Raw genomic sequence first — 14,466 nt, 5'->3', positions numbered from 1 at the left:
AAGTATATATACCATAATACTATTGATTAGATACAATTAAATGTGATAAAATTTTTAATAACTAGAAAGAGAGGGGGGCCTTGAATGAAAAAATTTTCTGGCACTGCAACTTGGTTAATAATAACTGTTATGGTCATGATAACCTCATTTGCCCTATGGGAAGGCGGTAAAAATAAGGATACAATTCACTATAGTGATTTTAAACAAAGTTATATTAAAGATGAAGTAAAATCAATAAGAGTTAAACAAGATAATATAACAATAGAAGGTACTTTAAATGATGGAAAGGCGTTTGTTGTATACGCGCCATTAACTATTCTTAATGGATTAATTACAGAAAATCCTAAGCAAAATGTAGATATATTATTTGATCAGCCAACAAGTACAAAAGAGTGGGTTCAATTAATCCCTACAGTATTACTTATAGTAGTATTTTTAATTTTCTTATTCATAATAATGCAGCAATCACAAAGCGGAGGCGGAAATAGAGGAGTAATGAATTTTGGTAAAAGTAAAGCTAAAATGGCAGCTCCAGATAAAAAGAAGGTTACGTTTAAAGATGTGGCAGGAGCTGAAGAAGAAAAAGAGGAATTAGCAGAAATAGTTGATTTCTTAAAAGATCCTAAAAAATATACAGATATGGGCGCTAGAATTCCAAAGGGAGTCTTATTAGTTGGACCTCCAGGAACAGGTAAAACTTTATTAGCAAGAGCTATTGCTGGTGAAGCTGGAGTACCTTTCTTAAGCATATCGGGATCTGACTTTGTTGAAATGTTTGTAGGAGTAGGTGCATCTAGAGTTAGAGACTTATTTGAGCAAGCAAAGAAATACCCAGCATGTATAATATTTATTGATGAAATAGATGCTGTAGGTAGACAAAGAGGAGCAGGTCTTGGCGGAGGTCATGATGAAAGAGAACAAACACTTAATCAGTTATTAGTTGAAATGGATGGCTTCGGACTTAATGAAGGAATAATAATGATAGCTGCGACTAACAGACCAGACATATTAGATCCAGCATTATTAAGACCAGGTAGATTTGATAGACAAATCATGGTTGGAGCACCTGATGTTAAGGGAAGAGAAGATATATTAAAAGTTCATACAAGAAATAAACCATTATCAGATGATATAAAATTAGATGTTTTAGCAAAAAGAACTCCTGGATTTACTGGAGCTGATATAGAAAATCTTACTAATGAAGCTGCACTGCTTTCAGTAAGAAAATCTAAAAAGAGAATCACCATGGAAGAAATGGAAGAGGCTATAACAAGAGTAATTGCTGGTCCTGAAAAGAAGAGCAGAGTTATTAGTGAACATGATAAAAAACTTACAGCTTATCATGAAGCAGGTCATGCAGTAGTAGCTATGTATCTAGAAAATTCAGACCCAGTTCACCAAATAAGTATAATACCAAGAGGTATGGCAGGTGGATATACAATGCATTTACCTAAGGAAGATAGATCATATACATCAAAATCAAAATTAAAAGATGATATGGTAAGTCTTTTAGGAGGAAGAGTAGCTGAAAAGTTAATTCTTGGAGATATAAGTACTGGAGCTAAAAATGATATTGATAGAGTTTCTAACATAGCAAGAGCAATGGTTATGGAATATGGTATGAGTGATAACTTAGGACCTATAAGCTATGGAACAGATCAAAATGAAGTCTTCTTAGGAAGAGATTTAGGGAGATCTAGAAACTTTAGTGAAGAAATTGGTTCTAGAATAGATAGAGAAATAAAAGAATTAGTAGATGAAGCATATAAGAGAACAGAAAAGTTATTAACAGAAAATATTCATAAGCTTCATGCAGTAGCTTTAGCCCTTCTTGAAAAAGAAAGACTTGAAGCAAATGAATTCCAAGAAGTATTTGCGAATGCATAATTAGTATTAAAAAGCCGTATTATATACGGCTTTTTTTATTGTTAATTCGTAATGAGACGAAAAATATTCTTAAAATTGCAATAAAGCTTCAAAAAAATATTTTTAATGATATAATATAGATGAATTATAGAGTGTTTATTAATATAAGAAAGAGGTGTTTACTTATGAAAAGTGATATTGAAATAGCACAAGAAGCAAAAATGCTACCAATAGTTAAAATAGCTCAGGATTTAAATTTAAGTGAGGATGATATAGAGTTATACGGCAAATATAAATGCAAAATTTCCTTAGATATATTAAATAAATCAGATAATAAAGATGGAAAGCTTGTTTTAGTAACAGCGATAAATCCAACTCCAGCAGGGGAAGGGAAGTCTACTGTTACAGTAGGATTGGGTCAAGGGCTTTGTAAATTAGGGAAAAAAGCTGTAATAGCATTAAGAGAACCTTCTTTAGGACCAGTTTTTGGAATAAAAGGCGGGGCAGCTGGTGGTGGATATGCTCAAGTAGTTCCTATGGAAGATATAAATCTTCACTTCACTGGAGATATGCATGCTATAACTTCAGCTAATAATTTACTATCAGCGGCTATAGATAATCATATACACCAAGGTAATGATTTAAGAATAGATTCAAGAAGGATATTATTCAAAAGAGTCATGGACATGAATGATAGAGCTTTAAGGGATATAGTCGTTGGTATGGGCGGAAAAGCCAATGGTTTTGTACGTGAAGATGGTTTTATGATAACTGTTGCTTCAGAAATTATGGCTATATTATGTTTAGCTAAAGATTTAGCTGATCTTAAAGAAAGAATGGGAAATATACTAGTAGCGTATAATTTAGATGGTGAAGCTGTTTATGCTAAAGATTTAAATGTACATGGAGCTATGACATTATTAATGAAAGATGCTATTAAACCTAATCTAGTGCAAACATTAGAGAATACTCCAGCAATAATCCATGGGGGGCCTTTTGCTAATATTGCACATGGATGTAATTCTATAATAGCTACTAAAACTGCGTTAAAATTAGGAGATATAGTTGTTACTGAAGCAGGATTTGGGGCTGATCTTGGAGCAGAAAAATTCTTCGATATAAAATGTAGATATGGTGAACTTAAACCAAACTGTGTAGTTTTAGTTGCGACTATTAGAGCATTAAAACATCATGGTGGAGTAGCTAAGGATAAATTAAATGTTGAAGATATAGAAGCATTAAATAAAGGTATTGAGAACCTAGGAAAACATATAGAAAATATAAAAAAATATGGTGTTCCTATGATTGTTGCTATAAATAAATTTGTAACTGATACTGAAGATGAAATAAAGGCAATAAAAGAGTATTGTCATTCCATTGGTGTTAAGGTATCACTTTCAGAAGTATGGGCAAAAGGTGGAGATGGAGCCATAGAACTTGGAAATGAAGTTCTAGATATAATAGAAAAAGAAGAATCTAAATTTGATGTATTATATGATGTAGAAGATTCAATTGAAGATAAAATATCTAAAATAGCTAAAGAGATATATGGAGCGAATGGTGTTAATTTTACGACTCAAGCTTTAAATCAAATTAGAGAATTAGAAAGAATAGGATGCGATAAACTTCCTATATGTATGGCGAAAACTCAATATTCATTATCTGATAATCCTAAATTACTAGGAAGAGCAAGTAATTTTGATATTACAGTTAGAGAAATTAAAGTTTCTAAAGGTGCGGGATTTATAGTAGCTTTAACTGGTGATATAATGACAATGCCGGGATTACCTAAAGTTCCAGCAGCTGCTAGAATGGATATATTAGAAAATGGAGAAATACTAGGATTGTTTTAAAAAATAAAAGAAGAAAAACCTGAGTACTTGAGTACCTGAGCACTCAAGTACTCAAGTACTCAGGTACTCAGATATTTGGATGTATAAATATGATCTACAGATTTAACTTCTCTATTAAGTTGAGAAGTTAAATTTTTTTATAATTTTTTGTTAAAAAAGTTTTTAAAATGTAATTCTTTGTTAATATAAAAACAATGTTAAAAACTTGACAAATCAAAATTAATTGCTAAAATTAAATTGTTAAATTGTAAAAGTATCTAAGAATCTTAGTAGCTTCAAAGCTACTTTTAATTATATTAAGGCGGTGCAATTATGATACTATTAATAGATGTGGGGAATACCAACATTGTATTAGGGGTTAGTAAAGAGGAGAAATTTATAGCTAGCTGGAGGATATCTACAGATGCTAATAAAACCTCAGATGAATATGGAATACAAGTTATGCAGCTATTTAATCAAAACTCTTTAGATCCTAAAGAAGTAAGCGGAATAATTATATCTTCTGTAGTTCCTAATATAATGTATTCTTTGGAGCATATGATAAGAAAGTGTTTTAATACTGAAGCACTTGTTGTAGGTCCTGGAATAAAAACAGGTATTAATATCAAGTATGATAATCCAAAAGAAGTTGGTGCAGATAGAATAGTAAATGCTGTAGCAGCACATGAAAAGTATAAAAGACCTTTAATAATTATAGACTTTGGAACAGCAACAACTTTTTGTGCTATAACTAAACGAGGAAATTATTTAGGTGGGAATATTGTTCCAGGAATAAAAATATCCTCAGAGGCTTTGTTTGAAAGAGCAGCTAAGTTGCCTAGAGTTGAGCTTGAGAAACCTAAAAGTATAATTTGTAAGAATACAATTACAAGTATGCAAGCAGGAATAATCTATGGATACATAGGTCAAGTTGAATATATAGTAAATATGATGAAAAATGAAATGAAAGAACTAGATGAAGAAGAGCCATTTGTTATAGCAACAGGAGGACTAGCTTCACTTATTTCAGAAGGAACAAATATTATAGATAAAATAGAATCTCAACTTACTCTTGAAGGACTAAAGATAATCTATGAAAAAAATAAGGAGTAGATAGTAGTGAATATAGGAAAAATGAGTTTCGAAAATCCTGTATTTTTAGCACCTATGGCAGGGGTAACAGATATATCCTTTAGGGGCCTGTGTAAAGAGATGGGTTGCGAACTTGTTTATACAGAAATGGTAAGCGCTAAAGCTCTTTATTATGGTAGTGAAAATACAAAGAAACTTTTGAGAATAGCAGAAGAAGAAATGCCTGCAGCAGTACAGATATTTGGAAGAGAACCAAATATAATGGCAGAAGTAGTAGACAAGTATTTAAATAATAGAGATGACATATGTATAATAGATATAAATATGGGATGTCCGGCTCCTAAAATAGTTAAAAATGGAGAGGGCTCAGCACTTATGAAAGAGCCTAAACTAGCAGCAGAGATAGTAAAGGCGGTTAAAAAGAGTTCCAAGAACCCTGTTACAGTTAAGTTTAGAAAAGGCTTTGATGATGGGAATGTTAATGCCGTTGAGTTCGCTAAATGGATGGAGGATGCAGGTGCAGATACTATAGCAGTTCATGGTAGGACAAGAACTCAAATGTATGAAGGTAAGGCTGATTGGGATATAATATCTAAGGTAAAAAAAGCAGTATCTATTCCTGTTATAGGGAATGGGGATGTATTTACTCCGGAAGATGCTATGAACCTTAAAAAGATAAGTAACTGCGATGGTATAATGGTTGCAAGAGGAAGCATGGGGAATCCATGGATATTTAAACTTATTTCTCAGAAGCTAAAAGGAGAAGAGGTAACTTACCCTAAAGCTAGTGAAAAGATAGAAATGTGCATTAGGCACTATAAGATAGCGTTGAAATATGAAGGTGAATATAAAGCTATACGCGAAATGAGAAAACATTCAGCATGGTATATAAAAGGTTTGCCTCATTGTACGGACATAAAAGACAAAATAAATACTGTGGAAAGTTCCAATGAAGCTATAGCTATATTAGAAGATTATATAAAAATACTCGAAATTGCAGGTATTTAAAGTAAAAGTTTAGAATAATATACTTTAAGAGTATTTGTAATTGAGGGTGGCGTTCATTTATGAAACCTATCTTAGACATAAGGCTTAGAGAAGGAGATCCATACTTTAAGTATAACTCTATAAATAAGATACTAGATCAATTGAAAACAAAAACATATATTCCTAAAAAGTTAGGTTTATTAGATAAAGAAATAACTCGAGTAAGTATTCCGCCTAATTATAATAAGGATGCTTACTCTTATAATATATTGAGAGTTATAGGGGGAGCGAGATGGAGCTCAGTTAGTGTTAGAGGCAATAGATTATACGATTTAGATTACCTAGATAGTTTTCAAAAAAATGTACTTTCATTTTGTATTGTTAGATCTATGTCTATAATACTAATTAATAATAAAAAAACTGTAAAAAATTCCGTTATAGCAATTGAAGATGGTGGAAATACTAATAATCTATCACTTATTGAGGAATGTGCAAAATATACCAAGAGAATAGTATTAGTTACTAGGAATTTCAAAAATGTCAATAATATAAGAAGCCACATACTGCTTAATTATGGAGTTTCACCTGAATTCACAACTAATATTAATGATACTAAAGGTATAGATTTTATTATAAGTGATAAAGCTAAAAGTTATGGTAATATAGGAGTTTGGTATTTAGATAGTTTTTATGAGCCGGAACAATTCAGTAACTTAGCGGTTAATGATGTGTTACTATCAATAAATGATTATGAAGAAAGGGTTTCACCTGAACTTCTAGGAGCATTGCTTAAATCAGATATTAATATTAGTAAGAGAGTAGAAGATTTTTTTGACAGTAATAAAATTAATATAGAAGAGATTAGATTTGGCAAAAAAGAAATTGATATCAACTCTTATTGACATGTAATAGCGTAAGCTTTATAATATTTTAAATAATCATATAGGAAAAACTATTAAATTAAAGATAAAATATGATATATTATATGATGAACCATATAGAAGGGGAGAAAGACATGAGCGAACAAAAAAAAGTTATATTAACTTATGAAGGTGTAAAAAAATTAGAAGAGGAATTAGAGTTTCTTAAAACTGTAAAAAGAAAAGAAATAACTGAAAAAATAAAAGTTGCACTAGGATATGGGGATCTAAGTGAGAATTCAGAATACGATGAAGCTAAAAATGAGCAGGCTTTTACAGAAGGAAGAATTCTTCAATTAGAAAACATGTTAAAAAATGCAGTTGTTGTAGATGAGTCTGAAATATCAACAGATAGAGTATCAATAGGGTCTAAAGTTAAAATAAAAGACTATGAATTTGATGAAGAAGTTGAGTATGTAATAGTAGGATCAGCTGAAGCAGATCCAATAAATTATAAAATTTCAAATGAATCTCCTGTAGGAGCTGGGCTTTTAGGTAAAAAAGTTGGAGATGTTGTTGAAATCACAGTACCTGAAGGGGTAAATAAGTTTGAAGTATTAGGAATTAGAAGAGATTAATGGAGGATCACCAATGTCAAATGAAGAGATAAGTATAAACCAGTTGGAAGCTCAATTTAATGAGCAGGAAAGATTAAGAAGACAAAAACTTGTAGAACTACAAGAGGCAGGAAAAGATCCTTTTGATGTATATAAAGTTGAAAGAACTCATACTTCAGTTCAAGTAAAGGATAATTTTGAGACTCTTGAAGGAAAAACTGTAACTATTGCTGGACGTTTAATGTCTAAAAGAGGGCAAGGAAAAGTTGTTTTTGCAGATATCCATGATAGAGATGGGAAAATGCAATTATTTATTAAATTAGATGCTGTTGGAGAAGAAAATCTTAAGGAGTTTAAAACTTATGATTTAGGAGATTGGATAGCAGCAGAAGGTGAAGTATTTAGAACTAAGGCAGGAGAAATTTCTGTTAAGGTTAATGCCTTCCAACTTATATCGAAGTCATTAAAACCACTTCCAGAAAAATGGCATGGATTAAAAGATCCAGATTTAAGATATAGACAAAGAGAACTTGACTTAATTACAAATCAAGAAGTAAGAGAAACATTTATAAAAAGATCAAAAATAGTTTCTGGAATAAGAGAATTCTTAGACCAAAAGGGCTATTTAGAAGTGGATACTCCAATGTTACAAACAAGTGCAGGTGGAGCAGCTGCTAGACCATTCACAACTCATCATAATACTTTAGATATAGACATGTATCTAAGAATAGCTACAGAACTACATTTAAAAAGATGTATAGTAGGTGGATTTGAAAAAGTTTATGATATGGGAAGAATCTTCAGAAATGAAGGGATGTCAGTAAAACATAATCCAGAGTTCACAACTATAGAACTATATGAAGCTTATGCTGACTATAACGATATGATGGAACTAACTGAAAACTTAGTTGCTTACGTTTGTCAAAAGGTTAATGGAACAACTAAGGTAAATTACCAAGGAACAGAAATAGAATTTATGCCACCTTGGAGAAGAGTAACTATGGTTGATATAGTAAAAGAGCATACTGGCTTTGACTATAATGCTGTAGCTACAAACGAAGAAGCTCAAGCTATAGCTAAAGAAAAACACTTAGAGTTTAAGAAGCCATTAGATAAAGTTACTAAGGGTGAAGTTCTTAATGCTCTTTATGAAGAATTCTGTGAAGAAAAATTAATACAACCAACTTTTGTTATAGATTATCCAGTAGAAAATTCTCCTCTTACTAAAAAGAAGAGAGGAAATGATGAATTTACTGAAAGATTTGAAGGATTTGTATTTGGAAGAGAGATATGTAATGCATACTCTGAATTAAACGATCCTATCGTTCAAAGAGACAGATTTAAACAACAAGAACAAGAAAGAGAGCTTGGAGATGACGAAGCATACATGATAGATGAAGAGTTCATGAGTGCTTTAGAAACAGGCATGCCTCCAACTGGTGGATTAGGAATAGGTATAGATAGACTTATAATGTTCTTAACAGATTCAGCATCTATAAGAGACGTAATTTTATTCCCAACAATGAAACCACTACAATAAATTGTAAATTAATAAATCGCCGTATTAACGGCGGTTTTTTAATTAAATTTATTAAAAAACCTTAAAATTTTTCAAAAAAGCTATTGATTTTTATAAATAACTTGATATAATAATACTTGTGATTAATGTTCCGTGGTAGCTCAATGGTGGAGCACTCGGCTGTTAACCGATAGGTTGGAGGTTCGAGCCCTCTCCACGGAGCCAATTTTTCTAAATAGTAGCTATAGGCTGCTTTTTTTTATTTCAGATTTAAATTGACAATAAAGTATTATCTGATAAAATTATTATATAATTAAATATGCATGATGATAAAGAAGAGTATTCTTAATTATGTTTTAGAGAGATAGCGGGTGGTGGAAGCTATTATGTGGTTAAGATGAAGGGAGCTTTTGAGTGCTTAAAATTTGAAAGTAGGGCTATTGCCAAGAAGGGTGGAACCGCGGAAAGATATTTTCGTCCCTTTATGGTAAGAGGTCTTTTTTTATTATAAAAAATTATTTGGAGGTATTAAAATGGCAGTAGAAAAGACTATGGATAAAATAGTGGCTCTTTGTAAAAATAGAGGATTTATATTCCCAGGCTCTGATATATATGGAGGACTTGCGAATTCATGGGATTACGGTCCTTTAGGAGTTGAATTTAAAAACAATGTAAAAAAAGCATGGTGGAAAAAATTCGTTCAAGAAAGTCCATACAATGTAGGAGTAGACTGTGCAATTTTAATGAACAGAGAAGTTTGGGTTGCATCAGGTCACGTTGGTGGATTCTCAGATCCTTTAATGGATTGTAAAGATTGTAAATCAAGATTCAGAGCAGATAAAATAATAGAAGATCATATGACTGAAAATGGAGCAGAAGTTGCTACGGCTGATGGATGGAGCAATGAAGAACTTAAAGATTATATAGATAAAAACAATATAGTTTGTCCTAAATGTGGAAAGAAAAACTTTACTGATATAAGAAAATTTAATCTTATGTTTAAAACCTTCCAAGGTGTAACAGAAGATGCTAAATCAGAAATATTTTTAAGACCAGAAACAGCTCAAGGTATATTTGTAAACTTTAAAGCTGTTCAAAGATCTTCAAGAAAGAAAGTACCTTTTGGAATAGCTCAAATAGGTAAATCTTTCAGAAATGAAATAACACCAGGAAACTTCGTATTTAGAACAAGAGAATTCGAACAAATGGAGTTAGAATTTTTCTGTAAGCCAGGAACAGATTTAGAATGGTTTAGTTACTGGAGAGAATATTGTTGGAAATTCTTATTAAACTTAGGTGTAAATGAAGGTAATTTAAGAATGAGAGATCATGAAGCAGAAGAACTTTCTTTCTACTCAAATGCAACCTCTGATATAGAATATTTATTCCCATTTGGATGGGGAGAATTATGGGGAATAGCTGATAGAACTGACTATGACCTTAAAAAACACCAAGAACATTCTGGTCAAGATATGAATTATTTAGATCCAATTACTAATGAAAAATACGTACCATATTGTATAGAACCTTCATTAGGAGCAGATAGAGTTGCATTAGCATTTTTAATCGATGCATATGATGAGGAGGAATTAGATGGTGGAGATGTAAGATCAGTATTAAGATTACATCCAGCACTAGCACCATTTAAAGCTGCTGTACTTCCATTATCTAAAAAGTTATCAGAAAAAGCAGATGAAGTATATGCAAAACTTGCTAAAAACTTTAATATAGAATACGATGAAGCAGGAAGTATAGGAAAGAGATATAGAAGACAAGATGAAATAGGTACTCCATTATGTATAACAGTTGATTTTGATACTATGGAAGATGAATCAGTAACTGTTAGAGATAGAGATACAATGAATCAAATCAGAATCAAAATAGATGAACTAGAAGCATATATAAGCAAAAAATTAGAATTTTAATAAAAATCACCTGGGATTTATTTACCCGGGTGATTTTTTTCTATATCTAGTAAATAAGTTTTTTTATCAATTCCCAAAGCAAAACCTACTAGTGAACCATTAGAACCAATAACTCTATGACAAGGAACAACTATAAATAATGGATTCTTATTTACGGCACCGCCAACTGCTCTGGAAGCATTAGGATTTCCAAGAGAGACAGCAACATCTTTATAACTAGCAGTTTTACCATAAGGGATTTTTAATAGTTCATTCCATACACTTTTTTGAAATTTTGTACCATTAAATTCTAAAGGTAGTGTAAATTCTCTTCTCTGATTCATAAAATATTCATTGAGTTGAGTTTTGCATAAATCAGTTATGATGTTAGGAGTGGCTATGATGTCAGCTTGAGTTATAAGAGAAAGAGAAACAAGAGCTGACTCAGAAGCAGTTATTTTGATTAAACCCATGGGGCTTTCTAAGAAATCATAATAATACATGTAAAATCTCCTTTTCAAATTAGTATCGTCCTAAGTAGAATTATAATATAACCAATGTTATAATTAAAAGCAAATGGGCAAAGATTTAAAGTAGAGTATAGTTTTGGAGGCATATTTAATGAAAAGTGATTTTAATGAATTTAAAGTTTTTATAAAGGGTAAAAAAGTAGGAGTTTTAGGAATAGGTGTTAGTAATATACCATTAATAAATTTTTTGTTAGAATTAGGGGCTGAAGTAACGGCTTTTGATAAAAAAGATGAAACACAATTAGGGGATATAGGGAAAGATTTCATAAATAAAGGGGTTAAGCTTTCTTTGGGAGAAGACTATTTAAGTAGACTAAAAGGTTTTGATGTTATATTTAAAACACCAGGCATGAGAATAGACTTACCTGAACTTGTAAATGCAAAGAGTGAAGGTACTCACATAACATCAGAAATGGAAGAGTTCGTAAAATATTGTCCTGCTAAGATTTATGGAATAACAGGAAGCGATGGAAAAACTACAACTACAACTATTGTGTCTAAACTTCTAATTGAGGAAGGGTTTAAGACATGGGTAGGTGGTAATATAGGTTCTCCGCTTTTTTCTAATATAGAAGAGATTACTACTAAAGATAGAGTAGTATTAGAACTTTCTTCTTTTCAGCTTATGACAATGAAAGAAAAGATAGATAAAGTAATAGTAACTAATATAACTCCCAACCATTTAGATATGCATAAGGGTATGGATGAGTATGTTGATGCTAAAAAGAATATATTTAAATACCAGGAAAAAGAAGATCTATTAGTATTAAATATAGATAATGAAATTACAAAAAGCTTTATAGGTGAAGCTAAAGGGCATGTAAAAACTTTTTCTTCTAAAGAAGAATTAAAAGATGGAGCTTATTTAAGAGATGGATATCTTTATATAAGGGATAAAAAAATCATAAATAAAGATGAAATTGTGATAAAGGGAACTCATAATATAGAAAACTATCTTGCAGCTTTTTTAGTGACTGAAGATGAGGTATCTATTGAAAGTATGATAAATGTTGCAAGAAACTTCAAGGGAGTAGCACATAGATGTGAGCTAATAAGAGAAGTTGAAGGTGTTAAATACTATAATGATTCAATAGCATCTAGCCCAACTAGAACATTAGCGGGGTTGAAGGCTTTTGATGAAAAAGTAATATTAATTGCAGGTGGGTATGATAAACATATACCATTTGAACCACTTGCTCAAGAAGGACATGAGTATATCAAGGAATTGATATTATTAGGAGCAACAAAATATAAAATAAAAGAAGTTTTTGATAAGATAAAAGAGGATAAAGGAATAGACATTCCAGTAAATATAGTAGAGTCCTTAGAAGAGGCAGTAAAAAAGGCTAAAGATATAGCTAAGGATGGAGATATAGTAACATTATCACCTGCTTGTGCGAGTTTTGATATGTTTACTAACTTTGAAATAAGAGGCAATAAGTTTAGAGATATTGTTAATAGTATATAAAGTAAAATACCCCAAAGTTCTTTAATATTGAACTTTGGGGTGTTTATATTTAAAGCTAATAAAACTTTTATTTATAAGCATTCTCTATCCTATGTATTTCAGAATCAGTAGAAAGGCTTCTCTTATAAAAAATAGAGTTTTCAAAAAGATAATAATCCACTACTGAATCTTTGGATATTTTAGTGGAAGAGAATTTTAATTCACCAGTTTCACTTAAACTGTAAAGATAATTAAGGTCATTTTTGTTTATAAAGAAAACAGTATTATTGATTGAATGTAGATCTTGAGCTGTTACATCAAGAATCTTTTTTTCTTCTGACTTATCTATAAGAAGCAAATATAGACTATCGTTATCTGAGGAATTTACAAATATAATATTATTTTTATATAAAGCAAAAGATTCTACAGATGAATTAGATAATTTAGTTTTAGAAGTTCCATCTGATTTTACTCCATATATTCTAGAGGAATCAGAGACGTTTTGATATAATATCCAATCCCCAACTATAATGAATTTCCCTGTAAAATCCTGAGTTAAAGCCGTTTTTGTATTGTTTTTAAGATTATATTTAGTAATTACATTGTTATTATTTTTATTTATGTAATATAAATCATCACCAGATAAAATAAGATTATAAGCATAATCATCAGATAATTTAGTGGAACTTTTTAAATCTTGAGATGTAGTATGTAGACTTCCAACATTATCGCTGTAAATTATTTTGTCGCCATAAACAGCTATTGAAGACGAAGAAGATGTTATGTTATATGTATTTTCATTTTTTAAATTAGGAAACATATCTTTAGTAAGAGCTTTAGGGAAAGTTGCTAATTTATTTCCATCTCTCCAATCAACAAATATATTTTTATCTAAAAAAGGATAAAATATATTTGGCGATAAAGAAGTGTCTCCTAAAAATACTATACTGTTTTGATTTGATTGTGGAGACTTTATGGTTATAGTATTACTGTTATTTTGAGTAGTATTATCTGAATTGGTTGATTTATTACTGCAAGATAACAAAGTAATAGAAAAAGAACATAATAAAAAGAGCATAAGTTTTTTTATCAAAGTAAATACCTCCAGTAAGTTATGTAATTATTATGATTATATTATAGTTAATTATCGAGCAAATAACAAATAGATTAATATAAACATTACCTAGTGTATCTTTAATAGGAAAATTAAGAAATTAAAAGAAAGATTAAGAAATATAAAGTTAAAATAGAATAATAATATAATTATAGAGAGTTACAATATAAATATCGTGTTACTATTTTATTCGTCGCTAAGACAAAAAACAGTTGAAAAAAACATGTTGACATAAAGATGTTGATAGTGTTAAACTGTGAAAGCAAGTTTTATTAGATCTTTGAAAATTAAACAGAGGAAACTTAAGAAGTTTTGAATAAAACTTACACAACGAAAGTTGTGAAGTAAGTAATTGTGACAAATGTAAATTTGAAACAACTACTTATAGTCAACGTAATTCTTAGAGTAAGATTAAACTAAAATTTGTGCACTTAATTATTTAAGCGTCACTTAAATTGAGAGTTTGATCCTGGCTCAGGACGAACGCTGGCGGCGTGCTTAACACATGCAAGTCGAGCGAGGAAATTGCTTCGGTAATTTCCTAGCGGCGGACGGGTGAGTAACACGTGGGCAACCTGCCTGATAGAGGGGGATAGCCTCCCGAAAGGGAGATTAATACCGCATGAAGTCAAATGAAGGCATCTTCAAATGACCAAAGGAGTAATCCGCTATCAGATGGGCCCGCGGCGCATTAGCTA

At 31.0% G+C, this 14,466-nt stretch carries 11 protein-coding genes, 1 tRNA gene, 1 rRNA gene and 1 other annotated feature; of the genes, 11 read left to right on the top strand and 2 right to left on the bottom strand.

Annotated features, from left to right (window positions below):
* Positions 1-84 precede the first annotated feature (84 nt).
* From ftsH to L1S49_RS06570, 9 genes are all read left to right on the top strand, one after another.
* Positions 85-1,887: an ATP-dependent zinc metalloprotease FtsH gene (ftsH, locus tag L1S49_RS06610; RefSeq protein WP_073020431.1), complete on the top strand. Its 1,803-nt coding sequence runs from the start codon at positions 85-87 to the stop codon at positions 1,885-1,887.
* Between the two features lie 164 nt (positions 1,888-2,051).
* Positions 2,052-3,719, top strand: coding sequence for a formate--tetrahydrofolate ligase (locus L1S49_RS06605; RefSeq protein WP_073020429.1), 1,668 nt, complete (start codon positions 2,052-2,054; stop codon positions 3,717-3,719).
* A 312-nt stretch (positions 3,720-4,031) separates the two neighbouring features.
* On the top strand, positions 4,032-4,811 hold the full coding sequence (locus L1S49_RS06600; protein WP_238903214.1) for a type III pantothenate kinase: 780 nt from the start codon (positions 4,032-4,034) through the stop codon (positions 4,809-4,811).
* A gap of 6 nt (positions 4,812-4,817) precedes the next feature.
* The gene (dusB, locus tag L1S49_RS06595; protein WP_238903213.1) at positions 4,818-5,798 is read left to right on the top strand and encodes a tRNA dihydrouridine synthase DusB; all 981 of its coding nucleotides are present in this window, start codon (positions 4,818-4,820) and stop codon (positions 5,796-5,798) included.
* A gap of 59 nt (positions 5,799-5,857) precedes the next feature.
* Positions 5,858-6,679: a hypothetical protein gene (locus L1S49_RS06590; protein WP_238903212.1), complete on the top strand. Its 822-nt coding sequence runs from the start codon at positions 5,858-5,860 to the stop codon at positions 6,677-6,679.
* Between the two features lie 113 nt (positions 6,680-6,792).
* Complete coding sequence (greA, locus tag L1S49_RS06585; RefSeq protein ID WP_073020421.1) at positions 6,793-7,275, top strand: transcription elongation factor GreA; 483 nt, start codon at positions 6,793-6,795, stop codon at positions 7,273-7,275.
* 13 nt (positions 7,276-7,288) lie between these two features.
* Positions 7,289-8,794 (top strand): lysine--tRNA ligase, encoded by a 1,506-nt coding sequence (lysS, locus tag L1S49_RS06580; RefSeq protein WP_238903211.1) that lies wholly within the window; start codon positions 7,289-7,291, stop codon positions 8,792-8,794.
* A gap of 129 nt (positions 8,795-8,923) precedes the next feature.
* A tRNA-Asn gene (locus L1S49_RS06575) sits at positions 8,924-8,998 on the top strand.
* A 92-nt stretch (positions 8,999-9,090) separates the two neighbouring features.
* Positions 9,091-9,258: a binding site (T-box leader), on the top strand.
* Positions 9,259-9,306: 48 nt separating this feature from the next.
* Positions 9,307-10,698, top strand: a complete 1,392-nt coding sequence (locus L1S49_RS06570) for a glycine--tRNA ligase (RefSeq protein WP_073020568.1) — start codon at positions 9,307-9,309, stop codon at positions 10,696-10,698.
* A 17-nt stretch (positions 10,699-10,715) separates the two neighbouring features.
* Here L1S49_RS06570 and L1S49_RS06565 read toward each other — a convergent pair whose 3' ends face one another.
* Positions 10,716-11,180, bottom strand: a complete 465-nt coding sequence (locus tag L1S49_RS06565; RefSeq protein WP_238903210.1) for a methylated-DNA--[protein]-cysteine S-methyltransferase — start codon at positions 11,178-11,180, stop codon at positions 10,716-10,718.
* 118 nt (positions 11,181-11,298) lie between these two features.
* Between L1S49_RS06565 and murD the strand changes: the two genes are divergently transcribed.
* Positions 11,299-12,675: a UDP-N-acetylmuramoyl-L-alanine--D-glutamate ligase gene (gene murD / locus L1S49_RS06560; RefSeq protein ID WP_238903209.1), complete on the top strand. Its 1,377-nt coding sequence runs from the start codon at positions 11,299-11,301 to the stop codon at positions 12,673-12,675.
* A 67-nt stretch (positions 12,676-12,742) separates the two neighbouring features.
* Here the strand turns inward: murD and L1S49_RS06555 are convergent, their stop codons facing one another.
* Positions 12,743-13,747: a DUF5050 domain-containing protein gene (locus L1S49_RS06555; protein WP_238903208.1), complete on the bottom strand. Its 1,005-nt coding sequence runs from the start codon at positions 13,745-13,747 to the stop codon at positions 12,743-12,745.
* Between the two features lie 472 nt (positions 13,748-14,219).
* On the opposite strand from L1S49_RS06555, the gene L1S49_RS06550 reads away from it, so the two are divergent.
* A 16S ribosomal RNA gene (locus tag L1S49_RS06550) occupies positions 14,220-14,466 on the top strand; the annotation flags it as partial.

This window comes from Clostridium sp. YIM B02506 (assembly GCF_022324845.1).
In the GTDB taxonomy this organism is placed as follows: domain Bacteria; phylum Bacillota; class Clostridia; order Clostridiales; family Clostridiaceae; genus Clostridium_T; species Clostridium_T intestinale.
Note: the sequence above shows the minus strand (reverse complement) of the source record. Positions and strands in the feature narration are given on the sequence as shown.

What these genes read in the sequence shown, in the direction of transcription:
- ftsH (WP_073020431.1), top strand. Translation starts at nt 85, where the DNA reads ATGAAAAAATTTTCTGGCACTGCAACTTGGTTAATAATAACTGTTATG.
- greA (WP_073020421.1), top strand. Translation starts at nt 6,793, where the DNA reads ATGAGCGAACAAAAAAAAGTTATATTAACTTATGAAGGTGTAAAAAAA.
- L1S49_RS06570 (WP_073020568.1), top strand. Translation starts at nt 9,307, where the DNA reads ATGGCAGTAGAAAAGACTATGGATAAAATAGTGGCTCTTTGTAAAAAT.
- lysS (WP_238903211.1), top strand. Translation starts at nt 7,289, where the DNA reads ATGTCAAATGAAGAGATAAGTATAAACCAGTTGGAAGCTCAATTTAAT.
- L1S49_RS06565 (WP_238903210.1), bottom strand. Translation starts at nt 11,180, where the DNA reads ATGTATTATTATGATTTCTTAGAAAGCCCCATGGGTTTAATCAAAATA.
- L1S49_RS06600 (WP_238903214.1), top strand. Translation starts at nt 4,032, where the DNA reads ATGATACTATTAATAGATGTGGGGAATACCAACATTGTATTAGGGGTT.
- L1S49_RS06590 (WP_238903212.1), top strand. Translation starts at nt 5,858, where the DNA reads ATGAAACCTATCTTAGACATAAGGCTTAGAGAAGGAGATCCATACTTT.
- L1S49_RS06605 (WP_073020429.1), top strand. Translation starts at nt 2,052, where the DNA reads ATGAAAAGTGATATTGAAATAGCACAAGAAGCAAAAATGCTACCAATA.
- murD (WP_238903209.1), top strand. Translation starts at nt 11,299, where the DNA reads ATGAAAAGTGATTTTAATGAATTTAAAGTTTTTATAAAGGGTAAAAAA.